The organism is Micromonospora sp. NBC_01699 (assembly GCF_036250065.1).
Lineage (GTDB): Bacteria > Actinomycetota > Actinomycetes > Mycobacteriales > Micromonosporaceae > Micromonospora_G.
The window spans coordinates 4,214,775-4,231,965 of sequence record NZ_CP109199.1 but is presented as its reverse complement, the minus strand read 5'-3'; the positions used below and the strand labels follow the sequence as shown (position 1 = coordinate 4,231,965).

Here is a 17,191-nt window from a genome sequence, read left to right as displayed (position 1 = left end):
TCGGTTGTTCCCGTCCCGGTCGCGCCACTAGTCTGCCGCCGTGCAGATCAGGGAGTTCGTCGAGGCCGAACTGACGGTCGTCGCGGTCGACGGTGCACGGGTGCTCGGCACCGCAAAGATGGGAACGAACCGCCCGGGACCGGGCGCACGCGTCTCGACCGCGAGCTTCATGGTCGCCACGGATGCCCGGCGCGGGGGCGTCGGCACCGCCCTGTGCCGGTACGCGCTCGACTGGCCCGGCAGCGCGGCTACACCGGCATGATGTACCAGGAGTTCTGACCCCGGCGGTAGGCTCTACGGCCGGGAAACAGTGGCCAAAATTCGGCGGGGGGCTCGAACATTGTCCGCGGTACGCGAGGACGCGCGGGGCGCGCCCGACGGGGCACGCTCCGATCTCCGAGCCGACTGCGCCCGCTGCTTCGGCCTGTGCTGCGTCGCGCCGGCCTTCGCCGCCTCGGCGGACTTCGCGATCGACAAGGACGCCGGCCAGCCCTGTCCGAACCTGGGCCGGGACTTCCGCTGCGGTATCCATCGGGACCTCCGCCAGCACGGCTTCCCCGGTTGCACCGTCTTCGACTGTTTCGGCGCCGGCCAACAGGTCGCCCAGGTCACCTTCGGTGGACGGGACTGGCGGGAGGCACCGGGCACCGCGGAGCAGATGTTCGACGTGTTCACCGTCATGCGGCAGCTCCACGAACTGCTCTGGTACCTCACCGAGGCACTGACCCTGGAGCCGGCCCGTCCGATCCACCCGGACCTCCGTACGCTGCTCGACCGGACCGAACGGCTCACCCGACACGGGCCCGAGGAGATCCTCGGACTCGACGTGGCCGCGCACCGGCAGGAGGTCAACGCGCTCCTGTTGCGGACCAGCGAGTTGGTCCGGGCCGGGGTCCGGGGACGCCGGGCGGAGCACCGGGGCGCCGACCTCATCGGAGCCAGGTTGCGTGGCGCCGACCTCCGGGGGGCGAACCTGCGGGGCACCTACCTGATCGGTGCCGACCTGCGCGGCGCCGATCTCCGGCTGGCGGACCTCATCGGCGCCGACCTGCGCGGCGCCGACCTGAGCGGGGCGAACCTCGCCGGCAGCATCTTCCTCACCCAGTTCCAGGTCAACGCGGCCAGGGGAGACGGCAACACCCGCCTGCCGGCCGCGCTCGACCGCCCGCCGTACTGGACGGCGGTGGGTCCGTCGGTGGGGCGGGCACTGCTGCCGATCTCCCCGCGCCGACGCGGGCCGGGAGCCCGGCGAGGCTGACGCTCGTGTCTCGACGGCCGACATTGACGGTCATCAGTTTCCGGGGCTAGTCTTGGCTGGTCGGATCGAAGCCGGGTCGGTTGTTGTCCCCGGGCCCCATCCGTACCGCTTCCGGGCAGCGGGGATCCCGCGTCATGGCGATGAGTCGCCCGACGCGACACCGCCACGGAATGAGATGACCATGTCGTATCCGGGTCGCAGTCGTCCCCGGCTTACCATCGTGACCGTACTGACCCTGGCCGGCATGCTCGGTGCGGTCGGTGTGGTGAACGCGGCGGCGGCCGCCGTCTCCTGCCGGATCGCGTACGCCGTGACGAACCAGTGGTCCGGCGGGTTCGGCGCCAGTGTGACGGTCCACAACCTCGGCGACCCGCTGGACGGGTGGCGGCTGGTGTGGACGTTCGGGGCCGGTCAGACGGTCACCCAGTTGTGGAACGGCACCTTCGTCCAGTCCGGCGGCCAGGTGACGGTGGCCGACGCCGGCTACAACGGCGCGATCCCGACCAACGGCAGTACGGCGTTCGGCTTCAACGGCGGGTGGAACAGCGTGGTCAATCCGGTGCCGGCCAGCTTCGCGCTCAACGGCGTGACCTGCACCGGCGCCCCGGCACCGACAACGCCCCCACCGACCGGCACACCTCCGCCGACGTCCGGGCCGACCACCGCGCCGACCACCGCGCCGACCCGCCCACCCGGTACGCCGCCGGCCGCCTACCCCGGTCCGGGGCGGGTCACCGGTGACACCGGGGTGCACGACCCGGCCGTGGTGAAGTCGCCAACCGGCGGGTACATCCTGGTGGCGACCGGGGACAACCTGGCCATCAAGACCTCCGGCGACCGGACCGCGTGGCGCGACGCCGGACCGGTCTGGCCGAGCGGGGCGCCGTGGACCGTGGCGTACACCGGTGGTGGTCGCAACCTCTGGGCTCCGGACATCTCCTACCGCAATGGTCAGTTCTACCTGTACTACTCGGCGTCCACCTTCGGCTCGCAGCGGTCGGCGATCTTCCTGGCCACCAGCCCGACCGGCGCCTCGGGCAGTTGGACCGACCGGGGCCTGGTGATCGAGAGCAGTACGGCGGTCGACTACAACGCCATCGACCCGAACCTGGTCGTCGACGCCGAGGGGCAGTGGTGGCTCAGCTTCGGCTCGTTCTGGAGCGGGCTCAAGCTGATCCGCCTCGACCCGGCCACCGGCCGCAGGTCCACCACCGACACCGCCGTACGCGCGCTGGCGACCCGGCCGTCGAACGTCGGCGGGGCGGTCGAGGCACCGACCATCCACCGCTACGGCGGTTACTACTACCTGTTCGCGTCGTTCGACCGGTGTTGTCAGGGCGCACAGAGCACCTACCGGATCATGGTCGGCAGGTCCAGGACCGTCACCGGCCCGTACCTCGACCGCAACGGCACCTCGATGACCTCGGGCGGCGGCACCCAGGTGCTCGCCGGCCACGGTTCCATCCACGGTCCCGGCCACCAGGCGGTGATCGCCGACAGCGATGCCGACGTGCTGTTCTACCACTACTACGCGGACAACGGTGCCGCGCTGTTGGGCATCAACCTGTTGGGCTGGGACGCCGCCGGCTGGCCGTACGTCTACTGACCCGACCCCGCTACGGGCGAGCCGCCCGGTCGAGACGGGTCAGAAGGTCGCCTTCGGTGCACCCCCGCCCGGCTTGATCCCGACCGGTCCACCGGCCGACGGCCGTACGTCGAAGTCGAAGATCGCGGTCGGCAGGTAGACCGTCGCGCAGGAGTTCGGGATGTCCACCACCCCGGAGAAGCGCCCCTCGATCGGCGCGGCACCCAGAATCAGGTACGCCTGCTCCGGGCTGTACCCGAACTTCGTCAGGTAGTCGATCGCGTGCAGGCAGGCGCGCTGGTACGCCAACTGCGAGTCCAGGTAACGCTGCTCCCCGTCCAGCGTCACCGAGGTGCCGGAGAAGGCCAGCCACTGGCTGTACTGCGGGCTGACGTTGCCGGGCATGAAGATGGCGTTCTCGGTCACGCCGTACGTCTGCATTCCGCCCTTGATCAGGTCGACGTGCAGGTCGAGGATCCCGCCCATCTCGATCGCGCCGCAGAAGGTGATCTCACCGTCGCCCTGGGAGAAGTGCAGGTCGCCCATTGACAGGTTGGCACCCGGGACGAACACCGGGTAGAAGACCCGGCTGCCCTTGGTGAGGTTCTTGATGTCCTGGTTCCCGCCGTTCTCGCGGGGCGGTGCCGTACGTGCCGCCTCGGCCGCGACCCGGTCGAAGTCGGCGCCGGTCAGCGAGCCGAGGATCGCATCCTGCGGCTCCGGTGGCAGGGCCAGCGGCGGCACCCGGTTCGGATCCGTCGCCCGCAGCGCTCCCTCGCGGGCGTTCCACCTGGCCAGCAGTTCGGCGGAGGGAGCGGTGCCGATCATGCCCGGGTGGGTGATGCCGACGAACGAAACCCCCGGAATGTGCCGCGAGGTCGCCTGCTGCCCGGTGAAGTCCCAGATCGCCTTGTACGCGTCCGGGAACTGGTCGGTGAGGAAGCCGCCGCCGTTCTGCCTGGCGAAGATGCCGGTGTAGCCCCAGCCCTGACCGGCCAGCGGCCCGGAGTCCTCCTGCGGCAGCGGGGCGACGTCCAGGATGTCCACGATGAGCAGGTCACCCGGCTCGGCGCCGTGCACCGCGAACGGCCCGCTGAGCGCGTGCACGGTGGTCAGCGGCGCATCCCGGATGTCCTCGGCCGAATCGTCGTTGTGGATCGCGCCGTCGAACCACTCCCGGCAGTAAACCCGGAAAATCTGACCCGGCCGTACGGTGGCCACCGGCGGAATGTCGGGGTGCCACCTGTTGTGGCCCACCTTCTCCTGGTCGGTGAACTTCTTCGTTGAGTCCAGCGGAAAGATGACTTCGGGCATCGTGACTCCCCTCATCGCAGCGCGCCGTGGCTGTCGGTTCCGACCGCTTTCCACCGCCGTCGCGCCCCGCCGGTCGACGGTCACGGTCGGGGCAGACGGAGCTGGGCCGGGTTGGTGGTCCGGGTACGCGACCGCCGTTCGCCGGAGGTCCGGCCGCCACCCGGATGTCGGTCACCGGGGATCCGGGAAACCACCTCGGGTGCTTCCGCGCTTCGTCCGGCCCGGTCGATGGCCGTGGCCAACGGGCGTGACATCGCGTTGACCAGCGGCGCGGTGAAGATCCTGGGGGACTCGCGCCGACAGGCGGCACAGCGCACACTCGCTGCGGCGGTGCCGATCGGGAACCGTACCTCGAAGTCGCCGTCGCGCGGGCACCGATACTCGTACGTCGCCAACCGGCTCTCCCCTCGGACACCGGAGTCCGTCCAGGACCCCAGCATCGACCGCTCGGCCGCGACGCCGCAGCACAACGCCACAAGTCGTGAATCCTGGTACGGCAGTGGCGCCTGCTACCCGCCGATCCCTTCGTGGGGCGACCCGCCACCCATTGATTAGTAAAGATTCCTTATGGATAATCGGATCGGCGTCATCGCCGACCACCGAGGCTAGGAGAGCGCTCATGCGTCGACGTGTCCGTACGCTCGCCACCGGACTGCTCCTGGCCCTCGTCGGTGCCCTGGCCTTCGCCACACCGGCGCAGGCGGCCGTCGTGGACGTCCCCTTCGGTCCGCTGTCCATCGCCGGCTACTGCCAGTCGAAGTACCCCACCGCCTGGATCGGCTTCTACGAGAGCACCGGACTCCGCTGCTACGCCAACCCGCCCGGCACCCTCCTGCACTACGTCGGCCCCGGCGACCCGTACCTCGCCTGCAAGCACCTCACCTACGACGTCGTCATGACCGCCTTCCGCGGCCCCTCCGACGCCCTAGTCTGCCGCGTAATCCGCTAACCCCCACCCCCTCCTCCTTTCTCCCCCCGCACCCCCCGCGCCCCCCGCGCCCCCCCACCCCTCTCTGCGTCGATCTAGGGCAAATACAGGTGATTGAAGATCAATTCACCTGTATTTGCCCTAGATCGCGTGTGGGTTGGTGGTGGGGGGCAGGGGTGTGGGGGAGGGGTGGGGTGGGGGAGTCGAGAAATTTCTAGGGTTGGGTGGATTCTTGCAATGATCGGCGCTAATCTATCGCTCAACACACCGCCGAAACATGACCGCAACACCCGCGCAGCGGGGGTGGTCGCGGTCCTCGCCGAACACCCGATGCGGGCACCGCCATGGCACCCACGGTCCTAGCCGAGCCGATGGCGCCTGTCCCGGTGCCGCCACCGGGAAAGGAGACCCCCCGAATGTTCCGGTCCCGTCACCGCTCCCCGCGCCCCTCCGGGCACCGAAGACTCGTCCGCCTGGTCACCGGGTTCGTAGCCGCCGCGACGGCGACGGTCACCGCGCTCGGCGCCGCGGCCCCACCCGCCGCCGCGACACCGCAGACACGAGCCGACCAGAACACCGCGTCCACTCAGAACATCGCGTCCGCCCAAAACACCGCGTCCACCCAGGACACCGGGAAGGCCGGGAACACCGGGAACACCGGGAACACCGGGAACACCGGGAACACCGGGAACACCGGGAACACCGGGAACACCGGGAACACCGGGAAGGCCGGGAAGGCCGGGGACACCGGGAACAGTGTGGGCGTCGGGCAGGCGGGGGTTGCCGCCGCGGCGGCGTACTCGGTGCTGGTGTTCTCGAAGACGGCCGGATTCCGGCACGACTCGATCCCCGCCGGGATCACCGCGATCCAGCAACTCGGCGCGGCGAACGACTTCACCGTCGACGCGACCGAGGACGCGACCGCGTTCACCGACGCCAACCTGGCCCGCTACCGGGCGGTCATCTGGCTCTCCACCACCGGCGACGTGCTCGACCCCACCCAGCAGGCCGCGTTCGAGCGGTTCGTCCGGGCCGGTGGCGGCTACGTCGGCGTCCACGCCGCGGCCGACACCGAGTACGACTGGTCCTGGTACGGCAACCTGGTCGGCGCGTACTTCACCAGCCACCCGGCGAACCAGCAGGCGACGGTCAAGGTGGAGGATCCGGCCCACCCGTCCACCGCCGCGTTGCCGGCCCGGTGGAGCCGCTTCGACGAGTGGTACAACTTCCGGACCAACCCACGTAGCTCGGCGCACGTGCTGGCCAGCATCGACGAGTCGAGCTACACCCCAGGTACGGGGGCGATGGGTGCCGATCACCCGACCGCTTGGTGCAAGAACTACGACGGGGGCCGGTCCTGGTACACCGGCGGCGGTCACACCAACGAGTCGTACGCGGATCCGCAGTTCCGGTCCCACCTGCTCGGCGGCATCCAGACGGCGGCCGGGGTGGTCGCGGCCGACTGTGGGGCGACCCAGACCAGTGGTTTCGAGAAGGTGACCCTGGACAGCAACACGAGCAATCCGATGGAGCTGGACATCGCGCCGGACGGCCGGGTCTTCTACCTGGAACGTGACGGCCGGCTGCGGATCATCAAGCCGGACACCCGGACCACGGTCACCGCCGCCACGCTGAACGTCTTCACCGGCAACGAGGACGGGCTGCTCGGCCTCACCCTCGATCCGAACTTCGCCACCAACGGCTGGGTCTACCTGTACTACTCGCCCAACGGCGGGGCGGCGCGCAACCTGCTGTCCCGGTTCACCGTGACCGGCGACACCCTCGACCTGGCCAGCGAGCGGGTGGTGCTCCAGGTCGACACCCAGCGCAACACCTGCTGCCACTCCGGCGGCACGATGACCTTCGATAGCGCCGGCAACCTGTACCTCGCCACCGGTGACAACACCAACCCGTTCGAGTCCGGTGGCTTCACGCCCATCGACGAGCGGGCCGGGCGGCAGGACTTCGACGCCCAGCGCAGCTCCGGCAACACCAACGACCTGCGCGGCAAGGTGATCCGGATCCGCCCGCAGGCGAACGGCACCTACACCGTGCCGGCCGGCAACCTTTTCGCACCGGGCACCGCGCAGACCCGTCCCGAGATCTACGCGATGGGCTTCCGCAACCCGTTCCGGATCGGCGTCGACCCGAGGACGAACGTGCTCTACGTGGCCGACTACGGCCCCGACGGGCAGGCCAACGCCGACCGGGGGCCCGGCAACACGGTGGAGTGGAACATCGTCGGCCAGGCCGGCAACTACGGCTGGCCGTACTGTGTCGGCAGGAACGCCGCGTACCGGGACTACACGTTCCCGAACGGGCCGAACGGTCCGGCGTTCAACTGCGCGGCACCGGTCAACAACTCGCCGAACAACACCGGCCTGACCACCCTGCCGCCGGTGGTTCCGGCGACGGTCGACTACGACTACGACGCCAACCCGCTCTTCCCCGAACTGGGTGGCGGCGGTGCGCCGATGGCCGGCCCGGTCTACCGGTACGACCCGAGCCTCGCCTCCAGCCGCAAGTGGCCGGCGTACTACGACGGCAAGGCGATCTTCGGCGAGTGGAACCAGAACAAGTTGTACACCATGCAGGTCAGCGCCGACGGGAAGTCGCTGGTGGACATCAACCAGCTGCTGACCGGCATGTCGACGGTCCGACCGATGGACTTCGACTTCGGCCCGGACGGCGCGCTCTACCTGATCGAGTGGGGCAGCGGCTTCGGCGGCAACAACGACGACTCCGGCATCTACCGGATCGACTACCGGGCCGTCGACCCGGCGCCGATCGCCGCCGCGAGCGCGCAACCGGTCAGCGGCCGGGCGCCACTCACCGTGCAGTTCAGCAGCGCCGGGTCGCGGGACCCGGAGGGGCAACCGATCACGTACGCGTGGCGCTTCGGCGACGGCGGCACCTCGACCCAGCCGAACCCGAGCTACACGTACACCACCAACGGCAACTTCACCGCCCAGTTGACGGTGACCGACCCCGGTGGCCGTAGCGCGGTGGCGAACGTACCGATCACGGTCGGCAACACCGCACCGGTGGTGAACCTGACCCTGCCGCCCAACGGTGGGTTCTTCGACTGGGGCGCCCAGGTGAACTACTCGGTGACCGTCACCGACCCGGACGGCGGCACCATCGACTGCGCCCGGGTGACGTTGCAGTACCTGCTCGGCCACGACGAGCACGCGCACCCGTTGCAGCAGCGGACCGGGTGTTCGGGCAGCATCCAGACCTCGTTGGACAGTGGGCACGGCGGTGACGCGAACATCTTCGCCGTACTGGAGGCCACCTACACCGACCTCGGCGGACCCGGCGGTGCCGCTCCGCTGACCGGCAGGTCGCTGGTCCAGTTGCAGCCCAAGCGCAAGCAGGCCGAGTACTTCAACGGCACCGGCCGGATTCCCGGCGCACCCACCGGCGGTACCGAGGGCGTGCAGCGGGAGACCACCACCGACCCGCAGGGCGGCTTCCAGAACATCGCCTTCATCGAGAACGGCGACTTCTGGTCGTTCACCCCGACCAACCTCACCGGGATCCAGTCGCTGCGGCTGCGGGCGAGTTCGGGCAGCACCGGCGGCACGGTCGAGGTGCGTACCGGGTCGGCGACCGGGACACTGCTCGGCTCGGTGAGCGTGCCGAACACCGGCGGGTGGCAGAACTTCACCGACCTGACCGTACCGCTGGCCGCGAGCACCACGACCGGGCCGCTGTTCTTCGTGGCGAAGGCCGCGGCGGGCACGGCGGCCGGAACCGCCCTGTTCAACGTCAACTGGGTGGACTTCGTCGGGCCGGGGCTGGGTGGCAACACCCCGCCGCAGGTGACCGCGGCGGCGACGCCGACGTCGGGCGCCGCACCGCTTCAGGTGACGTTCACCGGCAGCGCCACCGACGCCGAGGGTGACACCCCGTTGACGTACGCCTGGAGCTTCGGCGACGGCGGTACGGCGAACACCGCCAACACCACCCACACGTACGCCAGCGCCGGCACCTTCACCGCGACGCTGACCGTGACCGACGCCCGTGGTGCCCGCAGCACCGCCAACGTCGTGATCACCGTGACCGGTGGCCCGGCACCGACCGGATCGTCGAACGTGCACCTGTTCTACTACCCGTGGTACGGCAGCCCGACCGGACCCAACGGCGGCTGGCGGCACTGGCAGCAGGGTGGGCGGACCCCGCCCAACGACGTCGGGGCCGACTTCTACCCGACCCTGGGCGCGTACGACTCGGGTGACCCGGCGGTGCTCGCGCAGCACATGACCTGGGTGAAGCAGTCCGGTGCGAACGTGCTCGTCTACTCCTGGTGGGGCCAGGGCTCGTACGAGGACAACCTGGTAACCACGGTGATGAACGCGGCGGCTCAGCAGGGCATCAAGATCGCCTGGCACCTGGAGCCGTACAGCGGTCGCACCGGCGCCTCGACCGTGGCCGACATCAACTACATCAACACCCGGTACGGCGGCCACCCGGCCTTCTACCGGGCGGCCGACCAGGGCAACCGGCCGGCGTTCTACGTCTTCGAGAGCCTGAACGTCCCGGACTGGTCGGCGCTGAGCCAGGTCAACGCGAACAACATCATCCTGGCCCAGACCACCGACACCTCGAAGATCGCCGGCTTCTCCGGCATGTACACCTACGACGCGATCGCCGCGACGACCGCGCCGGGCTGGGCGAACGCCAGCGCCTACGCGAGGGCGAACAACCTGATCTGGGCGCCGTCGATCGGCCCCGGCTACATCGACGACCGGGCCGTGCCCGGCAACACCACCCCCACGCTGGCCCGCAACAACGGCGCCACCTACGACCAGGTGTGGAACAACGCCCTGGGTACGACCACCGGTGGGCTGCCCACCTGGGTGTCGATCACCTCGTTCAACGAGTGGCACGAGGGCTCGACCCTCGAACCGGCCCGGAGCACGCCGCCGACCGGGTTCAACTACCAGACCTACTCCGGCGCGTACGGGCGCACCGGGGCGTCGGCGGAGACGGCGTACCTGGACCGGACCGCGTACTGGGCGGCCGAGTTCGAGCGGCGGCGCGCCGGCAGCGGTGGTGGACTGGTCGCGCAACCGACCAGCCTCACCTTCGGCCCGCAGAACGTCAACACCAGCAGCGCCGCCCAGGCCGTGACGGTACGCAATACCGGCACCGCCGCGGTGACGCTGACCGGCGTGGTCACCGGTGGTGACTTCAGCCAGACCAACACCTGTGGCTCGTCGCTGGCCGCCGGTGCCACCTGCACCGTCAACGTCACGTTCCGGCCGACCGCCGCCGGGTCCCGCGGCGGAACGCTGACGGTCACCCCGACGACCGGGACCGCGCTGACCGTGCCGTTGACCGGCACCGGCGTCACCCCCAGCGGCAACCTGGCCGCCGGCCGCCCGGTCACCGCCACCAGTTCCAACCAGGGGTACGGCGGCGGCAACACGGTCGACGGCAACGCGTCGAGTTACTGGGAGAGCGCCAACAACGCGTTCCCGCAGTCGCTGACGGTCGACCTCGGCGCGGCGGTGACGGTCAACCGGGCGGTGCTCAAGCTGCCGCCGGGTTGGGAGACCCGCAACCAGACGTTGTCCGTACTCGGCTCCACGGACGGCACGTCGTACTCGACCGTGCTCGGTTCGGCCAGCTACACCTTCAACCCGGCCGGAGCCAACACGGTCACCCTCAACCTGCCGGCCGGGGCCCGCCGCTACCTGCGGTTGACCTTCACCGGCAACACCGGTTGGCCGGCGGCCCAGCTGTCGGAGTTCGAGGTGTACGCCGGCGGCGGCACCGGGGGACCGGTGCTGTCGGTCTCGCCCGGCACCCTGTCGTTCGGCAGCCGTACGGTCGGATCGCCCAGTCCGGCCAGCGCGGTGACGGTGTCGAACACCGGTACGGCGGCGGCGACCCTCACCGGCGTCACCGCCACCGGGGACTTCGCCCAGTCGAACACCTGCGGCTCGTCCCTGGCGGCCGGGGCGTCCTGCACGGTCAACGTGACGTTCACCGCCACCGCCACCGGGGCCCGTACGGGCACCCTGTCGGTGGCCTCGAACGCGCCGGGCAGCCCGCTCACGGTGGCGCTGTCCGGCACCGGCACCGCCACCAACGCCAACCTGGCGGCGGGCCGCCCGGTCACCGCGACCAGCACCAGCCAGAACTACGTGCCCGGCAACACGGTCGACGGCAACGCGTCGAGTTACTGGGAGTCCGCGAACAACGCGTTCCCGCAGTCGCTCACGGTCGACCTGGGCTCGGCGGTGACGGTGTCCCGGGTGGTGCTCAAGCTGCCACCGGCAACGGACTGGGGGACCCGTACCCAGACCCTGTCGGTGCTCGGTTCCACCAACGGGACGACGTTCTCGACGGTGGTCGGCTCGGCCGGCTACACCTTCAACCCGGCCACCGGTAACACCGTGACGATCACCTTCCAGGGCACGTCACAGCGTTACCTGCGGCTGACCTTCACCGGCAACACGGGTTGGCCCGCCGGACAACTCTCCGAGTTCGAGGCGTACGCCTCCTGACCCACCACCGCTGTGGCGGTCTACTGCCCCTGAACGGCAGTAGACCGCCACACAGCTGCCACCCGTGGCGATAGGTTGGGGTGCTGTCGGCCTACCTGCCGACAGCACCCGACTCGAAGGGACTTCCCCGGTGGCAAAGGTCATCTCGACGCTGTTCATCTCGGCCGACGGTGTCGCCGAGATCGACCCCGAATGGCACTTCCCGTACTTCGACGAGAACATGGGCCGCGCCGTCGGCGAGGACTACGACACCGCCGACGTGCTGCTCATCGGCCGCGAGACCTACGACAGCTTCGCCGGGGCCTGGCCCGACCGCGAGGCCGCGGGTGGGGACGACGCGCCGTTCGCCAAGCAGCTCGGGGACGTGCGCAAGGTGGTCGTCTCGCGCCAACCGCTGACCTTCTCCTGGCGTAACTCGGAGCTGATCGGCGGCGACCTCCCCGACGCCGTCGCCTCGCTCAAGGCCGATGCGGGCATCAAGGGCATCCTCATCCCCGGGTCGATCTCCGTGGTGCAGCAACTGCTCGCCGCCGGGCTGGTTGACGAGCTGCGTCTGCTGGTGCACCCGGTGGCGGCGCGTAAGGGCCGCCGGCTGTTCGACGAGGGTGACACGCCGTACCACCTGAGGATGACGGCGACGGAGGCGTTCCCGACGGGCGCGATCCGGGTGATCTACTCGCTCAGCCCGGCACCCGGCAAGGTCGGCTACGACGACGTCAAGGACCGGGTACCCGCGGGAGAGTAGTCATCCGAGGGTCAGCTGGTCCGGCGTGAGCGAGACCAGGAAGTCCGGTGCGTCGAAACGCGCGCCGACCGAGGCGACACCGGCCGCGTCACCCGTTCCGGCCAGTATCCGGGCGGCGGCCTCGATGACCAGGGGCGCGGTGACCGCGTAGATGTCCCGGCCGCTGGCCACCGCGCGACGTTGCGTGTCACCCGACCGTACGACGACCTCGACCAGGAAGGTCTGCGCCGAGCGGCGGCGCTCGTCGACCGCGACCGGCCCCGACGGGTCCGGGGCGTGCAGGTCGTCGAGCGCGTTGCTCGACATGTACGTGCGGATGTCGGCCGTGAACAGATGCGTCGGAATGGTGGCGCTGTCGGCCATCGTGACCTCGCCGACGACCGGGCGGGTGCCGATCGGGTCCGGGAAGGTCCACTCGGTACGGGGCGCGTCTCCCTCGCGGAACCGCAGCCGGTGGCCGGTGTAGGCGATCCGTCGTCCGTTCCGGCGCTGGGCGGAGACCCGCCCCGTCGCCCGGGTGCCGGGGGTGGGCCGCCAACCGCTGAGGGCGTACGCGATGGTCACCTCGTCGGCCGCGGGCCAGTCTCCCATCGCCGAGGTGGCGAGCAGGTCTCCGAGACCGCCGTAGAACGCCGCCGCCGGCACGATCGGGATGCCGGCCCCGGCGTAGTCGGCGAAGGTGTCCGTCACGACCTCGACCTCGGCGGTGACGTCGAGGTAGGGGATCCCGACCCGGATCGCGGACTCGATCACCCGGACGGCCGTGGCCGCGAACGGCCCGGCACAGTTGATCACGGCGTCGGCGTTCCGGAGCGCCGGGTCCAGGTCGGTGGCGCGCCCGCAGGGGATCGGTGTCATGCCCCGCCGCTGTAGCTCGGCGACGACAAAACCGCCCGTGTGGCCCCCGGCGCCGACGACCGCGACTCGTTTTTTCATGGTGTTCAGCGTCGTCTCGACGATCGGATGCGACCAGTGTCCGCAACGACGGGTCCCGTACAGTTTCGGACATGCGCTCGGTTGCCCTGGCCGTCGCCGACGGCACACCCCTGTTCGAACTCGCCGCCGCCTGCGAGGTCTTCGGCGTCGACCGAGGTCTGGGCACCCCGTGGTACGACTTCACCATCTGCGGTCAGGACGACGCGGAGGTCGGCGGCTGGCTCAGAGCCGGCATCCGGCACGGCCTGGACGGGCTGGCCGACGCCGACACGGTGATCGTCCCGTCCTGTCGCGACGTCGCCGAACCCCCACCGCGGGCGCTGGTCGACGCCGTCCGGGCGGCCCACCGGGCCGGTGCCCGGGTGGCTTCGCTGTGTACGGGCGCGTTCGTGCTCGCCGAGGCCGGTCTGCTCGACGGCCGACGCGCGACCACCCACTGGGCGCACACCGCCCTGCTGCACGACCGGTACCCGGCGGTACGCGTCGACGCCGACGTGCTCTACGTCGACGAGGGTGACGTGCTCACCTCGGCCGGCAAGGCGGCCGGTCTGGACCTCTGCCTGCATCTCGTCCGGATCGACCATGGCACGGCGGTGGCCAACGCGCTGGCGCGCAGCCTGGTGGTGCCGCCGCACCGTCCGGGCGGACAGGCGCAGTTCATCCCGGCCGCCGTCGGGTACGGCCGGAACAACGTGCTCGCCGGCCTGATGGCCTGGGCGCTGGAACGCGTCGACCGTCCGTTGACGGTGCGTGACCTGGCGCGGGAGGCCGGGATGAGCTCGCGCAACCTGGCCCGGCACTTCAACGCGGTGACCGGGACGAGCCCACTGCGCTGGCTGCTGACCCAGCGGATCCGGCGGGCACAGGAGTTGCTGGAGACCTCCGACCTGAGCGTCGAGCAGGTCGCGGCGCGGACGGGCATGGGCACCGCGACGACGCTGCGCCGCCACTTCGGCCATCAGCTCGGGGTGCCGCCCGAGACCTACCGCCGCACCTTCCGGCCCTGAGTCGCCACCAGACCCGCGAACGGAAACACCGGCGGCCACGGAATCCGCCCGTGCCCCGCCGGGGCCGACCGTGCGGTCAGCCCCGGCGGCAGCGGAGACGAAACGTTCAGCGCCCGGCCGGCGGGCCGGAGTAGACGGTCGGGTCGCCCTGGACGATCCAGACCTCGGGGCGGTCCAGCGGCAGGAACGCGCGGTCGCCGCCGGGTTCACGGGTCGACGGCACGCTGTCGCCGTTGGGCAGGTGCATGATGAAGTTGACCGGTCGGGTGTCGTCGACCAGCGGGATGTCGTACTCGGCCCAGCCGTTCTCGATCCGGGTCGGCGGCAGCGGGCGGTCCCAGCCGATGGTGGCCAGGGTCGCCGGGTCGACCGCGTCGCCCCACAGGTGCAACCCCCACTGCCCGTAGTCACCGGCCGGCCGCAGGTAGTGCAGGGTGGTGGTGCTGATCGGTGGTCCGGCGGCGCGTACCCGCCGGGTGGGACTGGTGATCCGGGTGCCGTTGGGCTCGGTGAGGATCGCCCGGTACTCGACCACCGTGTCGGCGGCCAGGTTCAGCGGCGTGAGGTCGTCGAAGACGGTGTAGACCGGTGCCGAGTCGTCGGTACCGATCCGCTGCCACGTACCGTTGGCGACCCGGCGTTCGACGGCGACGACGTGCGTCGCCCGGTCCGGGTCCGCGGTGGCCCGCACCTCGACCCTTCCGCGTACGCCGCTGCCCTCGGCCGGTGCGGCGATGGCCAGTGCCGGCGCGGGCACGGTGGTGGTGCGGACCCCGGTCCGCGCGGTGTGCCGGTTGTTGTCGAGTACCACCGCCCGGTACTGCACCGGCGTGCCCGGGGCCAGCCCGGAAACGTCGTGGAACACCCGGTACGGCGTCGTGTCGTCGGTGCCGATCGGCTCCCACCGGCCGTTGTTACCGATCCGGGCCTCGAAGGTGACCTCGTTGAACGAGGATCCGGCCACGTCGGCGGCGACCCGGATCCGGCCCGGTGTCTCGGCGGTCGGTACGGGTGCGCCCAGCGAGATCGCCGGTGCCGCCTTCGACCCGGGCAGTCGCCCGGTCGACCGGTAGACCAGGGTGCTCAGCGGCGGCACGGTCAGGGTCAGTTTCCGGTCGTTGCCGGTGCGTACCCGGCGCGGGCCGTCGCCGTACACCGGGGTGAAGGTGTGGTCGGCGAGGTAGGTCGGGATGGCCGCGGTCTGCGGCTGTTCGCTGTTGTTCGTCGCCACCACGTATTCGCGCTGCTCGGACCGGTCGAGCCGGGAGTAGGCGTAGACGCCCGGACCGTCGGTGGCGTACCGGTGCTGGTGGGCGCCGTCGCGCAGGGCCGGGTGGGTACGGGTGAGCGCGGCGAGCTGGCTGATCGACCGGTAGAGCGGGTGGCCGGGCACGAAGTTGTCCTGCCCGTGGGTGGCGTCGGTGCCGATCAGGTCGTCGTCGAGGTACGCCGGAACCTGGCTGGCGAACATCGTCTGCCGGGCGGCCTGGTCCCCGCCGGGACCGGTGAAGCCCTGCTCGTCGCCGTAGTAGATCACCGGGTTGCCCCGGGACAGGTACATCAGCTCGTGCGCCAGGCGGTCGCGGGCCAGCAGCTCGGTGTCGTCCGCGCCGGGGTTGTCGGCGGCGACGAAGCTGCCGATCCGGCCCATGTCGTGGTTACCGAGGAAGGTCGGCAGCTGGTAGACGTTCGAATCCCGATCGGTGTAAAAATCGTCGTCGGTGAAGAAGGTGGCGAGCTGGCTGGTCGGCTGGCCCCGTGAGGCGAAGTTGCGGGCCGCCTCCTGGAACGGGAAGTCGAGCACCGCCTGCATCCGGTCGCGGGTGGTGAACTGCGAGGTGAAGGCGCGGGTGGTGTCGAACACCTCGCCGAACATGAAGAACTCCGACTTGCCCTGGCGGTGGGCGTAGCGCAGCACCTCGGGGCCGAACTTCTGCCAGAACTCGTCGTTGACGTGCTTCATCGTGTCGATCCGGAAGCCGTCGATGCCGAAGTCGCCGATCCACCGTTGGTAGATGTCGATCATCCCGTCGACCACCCGGGGGTTCTCGGTGAACAGGTCGTCCAGCCCGAAGAAGTCGCCGTAGTACGAGTCCTCGCCGGTGAACGTCGTGTCGCCCCGGTTGTGGTAGAGCGTGACGTCGTTGAGCCAGGCCGGCACCTTGAGGTCCCGCTCGCCCGGATCCAGCACCGGCGCGTACGGGAACGAGGTGGTCGGGCTCAGCGTCGGGAAGCTCGGCCGACCGGCGCTGTCCCGGTCGTCGAACGGCACCCCGGCCGAGGTCCGGTACGGCACCGCGTCCTTGCCGGTGTACGCCATCCGGGCGCCCTGCTGGTAGCCGATGACGTCGGCGGTGTGGTTGGTGATGATGTCGAAGTAGACCTTCATGCCCCGGTCGTGCGCGGCGTCCACCAGTGCCCGCAGGTCGGCGTTGCTGCCCAGGTGCGGGTCGATCTGGGTGAAGTCGGTGATCCAGTAGCCGTGGTAGCCGGCGGACGGGCCGTCCTCCAACTGCACCGCCTTGTTCTTGAAGCTCGGGGTCAGCCAGATCGCACTGGTCCCCAACCCCCGGATGTAGTCGATCCGGTTCAGCAGGCCCCTGAGGTCGCCGCCGTTGTAGAAGCCCGTCCGGGTCGGGTCGAAGCCCGACACCAGCGGGTCGTCGCCGAGCCCACCACGGTCGTTGGCGGTGTCACCGTTGGCGAACCGGTCAGCCATCACGAAGTAGAACGACTCGTCGGTCACCGGCCCGCGCAGCGAGTGCAGCGCCTGCGGATCGTGCCCGGAACCCTTCCCGGCCGCGCCGGCGGGTACGGCGGGCAACGCCATCGCCAGCATCACGGACAGCAGCGCTGCGGTACGGGAACGGATCGACATGTTCGACTCCTCCTGGGCAGCG

Annotated in this window: 10 protein-coding genes and 1 pseudogene; 7 read left to right on the top strand and 4 right to left on the bottom strand. The window is 70.4% G+C overall.

What is annotated here, in order from left to right; genetic code table 11:
- Positions 1-70: 70 nt before the first annotated feature.
- The 3 genes and pseudogenes from OG792_RS18310 to OG792_RS18300 form a co-directional block, all read left to right on the top strand.
- A pseudogene (locus tag OG792_RS18310) lies at positions 71-267 on the top strand (GNAT family N-acetyltransferase); the annotation flags it as partial.
- Between the two features lie 73 nt (positions 268-340).
- Positions 341-1,258, top strand: coding sequence for a pentapeptide repeat-containing protein (locus OG792_RS18305; protein ID WP_329100446.1), 918 nt, complete (start codon positions 341-343; stop codon positions 1,256-1,258).
- Positions 1,259-1,478: 220 nt separating this feature from the next.
- On the top strand, positions 1,479-2,864 hold the full coding sequence (locus tag OG792_RS18300; protein WP_329100444.1) for a family 43 glycosylhydrolase: 1,386 nt from the start codon (positions 1,479-1,481) through the stop codon (positions 2,862-2,864).
- Positions 2,865-2,903: 39 nt separating this feature from the next.
- Here the strand turns inward: OG792_RS18300 and fmdA are convergent, their stop codons facing one another.
- A complete protein-coding gene (gene fmdA, locus OG792_RS18295) occupies positions 2,904-4,157 on the bottom strand; it encodes a formamidase (protein WP_329100442.1) in 1,254 nt (417 codons plus the stop codon).
- 80 nt (positions 4,158-4,237) lie between these two features.
- The gene (locus tag OG792_RS18290; RefSeq protein WP_329100440.1) at positions 4,238-4,552 is read right to left on the bottom strand and encodes a zinc ribbon domain-containing protein; all 315 of its coding nucleotides are present in this window, start codon (positions 4,550-4,552) and stop codon (positions 4,238-4,240) included.
- Between the two features lie 224 nt (positions 4,553-4,776).
- On the opposite strand from OG792_RS18290, the gene OG792_RS18285 reads away from it, so the two are divergent.
- From OG792_RS18285 to OG792_RS18275, 3 genes are all read left to right on the top strand, one after another.
- On the top strand, positions 4,777-5,106 hold the full coding sequence (locus OG792_RS18285) for a hypothetical protein (protein WP_329100438.1): 330 nt from the start codon (positions 4,777-4,779) through the stop codon (positions 5,104-5,106).
- A 395-nt stretch (positions 5,107-5,501) separates the two neighbouring features.
- A complete protein-coding gene (locus tag OG792_RS18280; RefSeq protein ID WP_329100436.1) occupies positions 5,502-11,603 on the top strand; it encodes a ThuA domain-containing protein in 6,102 nt (2,033 codons plus the stop codon).
- 130 nt (positions 11,604-11,733) lie between these two features.
- Positions 11,734-12,348 carry a dihydrofolate reductase family protein gene (locus tag OG792_RS18275; RefSeq protein ID WP_329100434.1) on the top strand — a complete coding sequence of 205 codons (615 nt, stop codon included), beginning with the start codon at positions 11,734-11,736 and terminating at the stop codon, positions 12,346-12,348.
- Here OG792_RS18275 and OG792_RS18270 read toward each other — a convergent pair whose 3' ends face one another.
- Positions 12,349-13,284: a saccharopine dehydrogenase gene (locus tag OG792_RS18270; protein WP_329100432.1), complete on the bottom strand. Its 936-nt coding sequence runs from the start codon at positions 13,282-13,284 to the stop codon at positions 12,349-12,351.
- Between the two features lie 71 nt (positions 13,285-13,355).
- Between OG792_RS18270 and OG792_RS18265 the strand changes: the two genes are divergently transcribed.
- Positions 13,356-14,291, top strand: coding sequence for a helix-turn-helix domain-containing protein (locus OG792_RS18265; protein WP_329100430.1), 936 nt, complete (start codon positions 13,356-13,358; stop codon positions 14,289-14,291).
- 106 nt (positions 14,292-14,397) lie between these two features.
- Here OG792_RS18265 and OG792_RS18260 read toward each other — a convergent pair whose 3' ends face one another.
- Positions 14,398-17,169, bottom strand: a complete 2,772-nt coding sequence (locus OG792_RS18260; RefSeq protein WP_329100428.1) for an alpha-amylase family glycosyl hydrolase — start codon at positions 17,167-17,169, stop codon at positions 14,398-14,400.
- Between the last annotated feature and the right edge of the window lie 22 nt (positions 17,170-17,191).

Coding starts and splice junctions, on each gene's coding strand:
- fmdA (WP_329100442.1), bottom strand. CDS start 4,157: ATGCCCGAAGTCATCTTTCCGCTGGACTCAACGAAGAAGTTCACCGAC.
- OG792_RS18285 (WP_329100438.1), top strand. CDS start 4,777: ATGCGTCGACGTGTCCGTACGCTCGCCACCGGACTGCTCCTGGCCCTC.
- OG792_RS18280 (WP_329100436.1), top strand. CDS start 5,502: ATGTTCCGGTCCCGTCACCGCTCCCCGCGCCCCTCCGGGCACCGAAGA.
- OG792_RS18270 (WP_329100432.1), bottom strand. CDS start 13,284: ATGAAAAAACGAGTCGCGGTCGTCGGCGCCGGGGGCCACACGGGCGGT.
- OG792_RS18265 (WP_329100430.1), top strand. CDS start 13,356: ATGCGCTCGGTTGCCCTGGCCGTCGCCGACGGCACACCCCTGTTCGAA.
- OG792_RS18260 (WP_329100428.1), bottom strand. CDS start 17,169: ATGTCGATCCGTTCCCGTACCGCAGCGCTGCTGTCCGTGATGCTGGCG.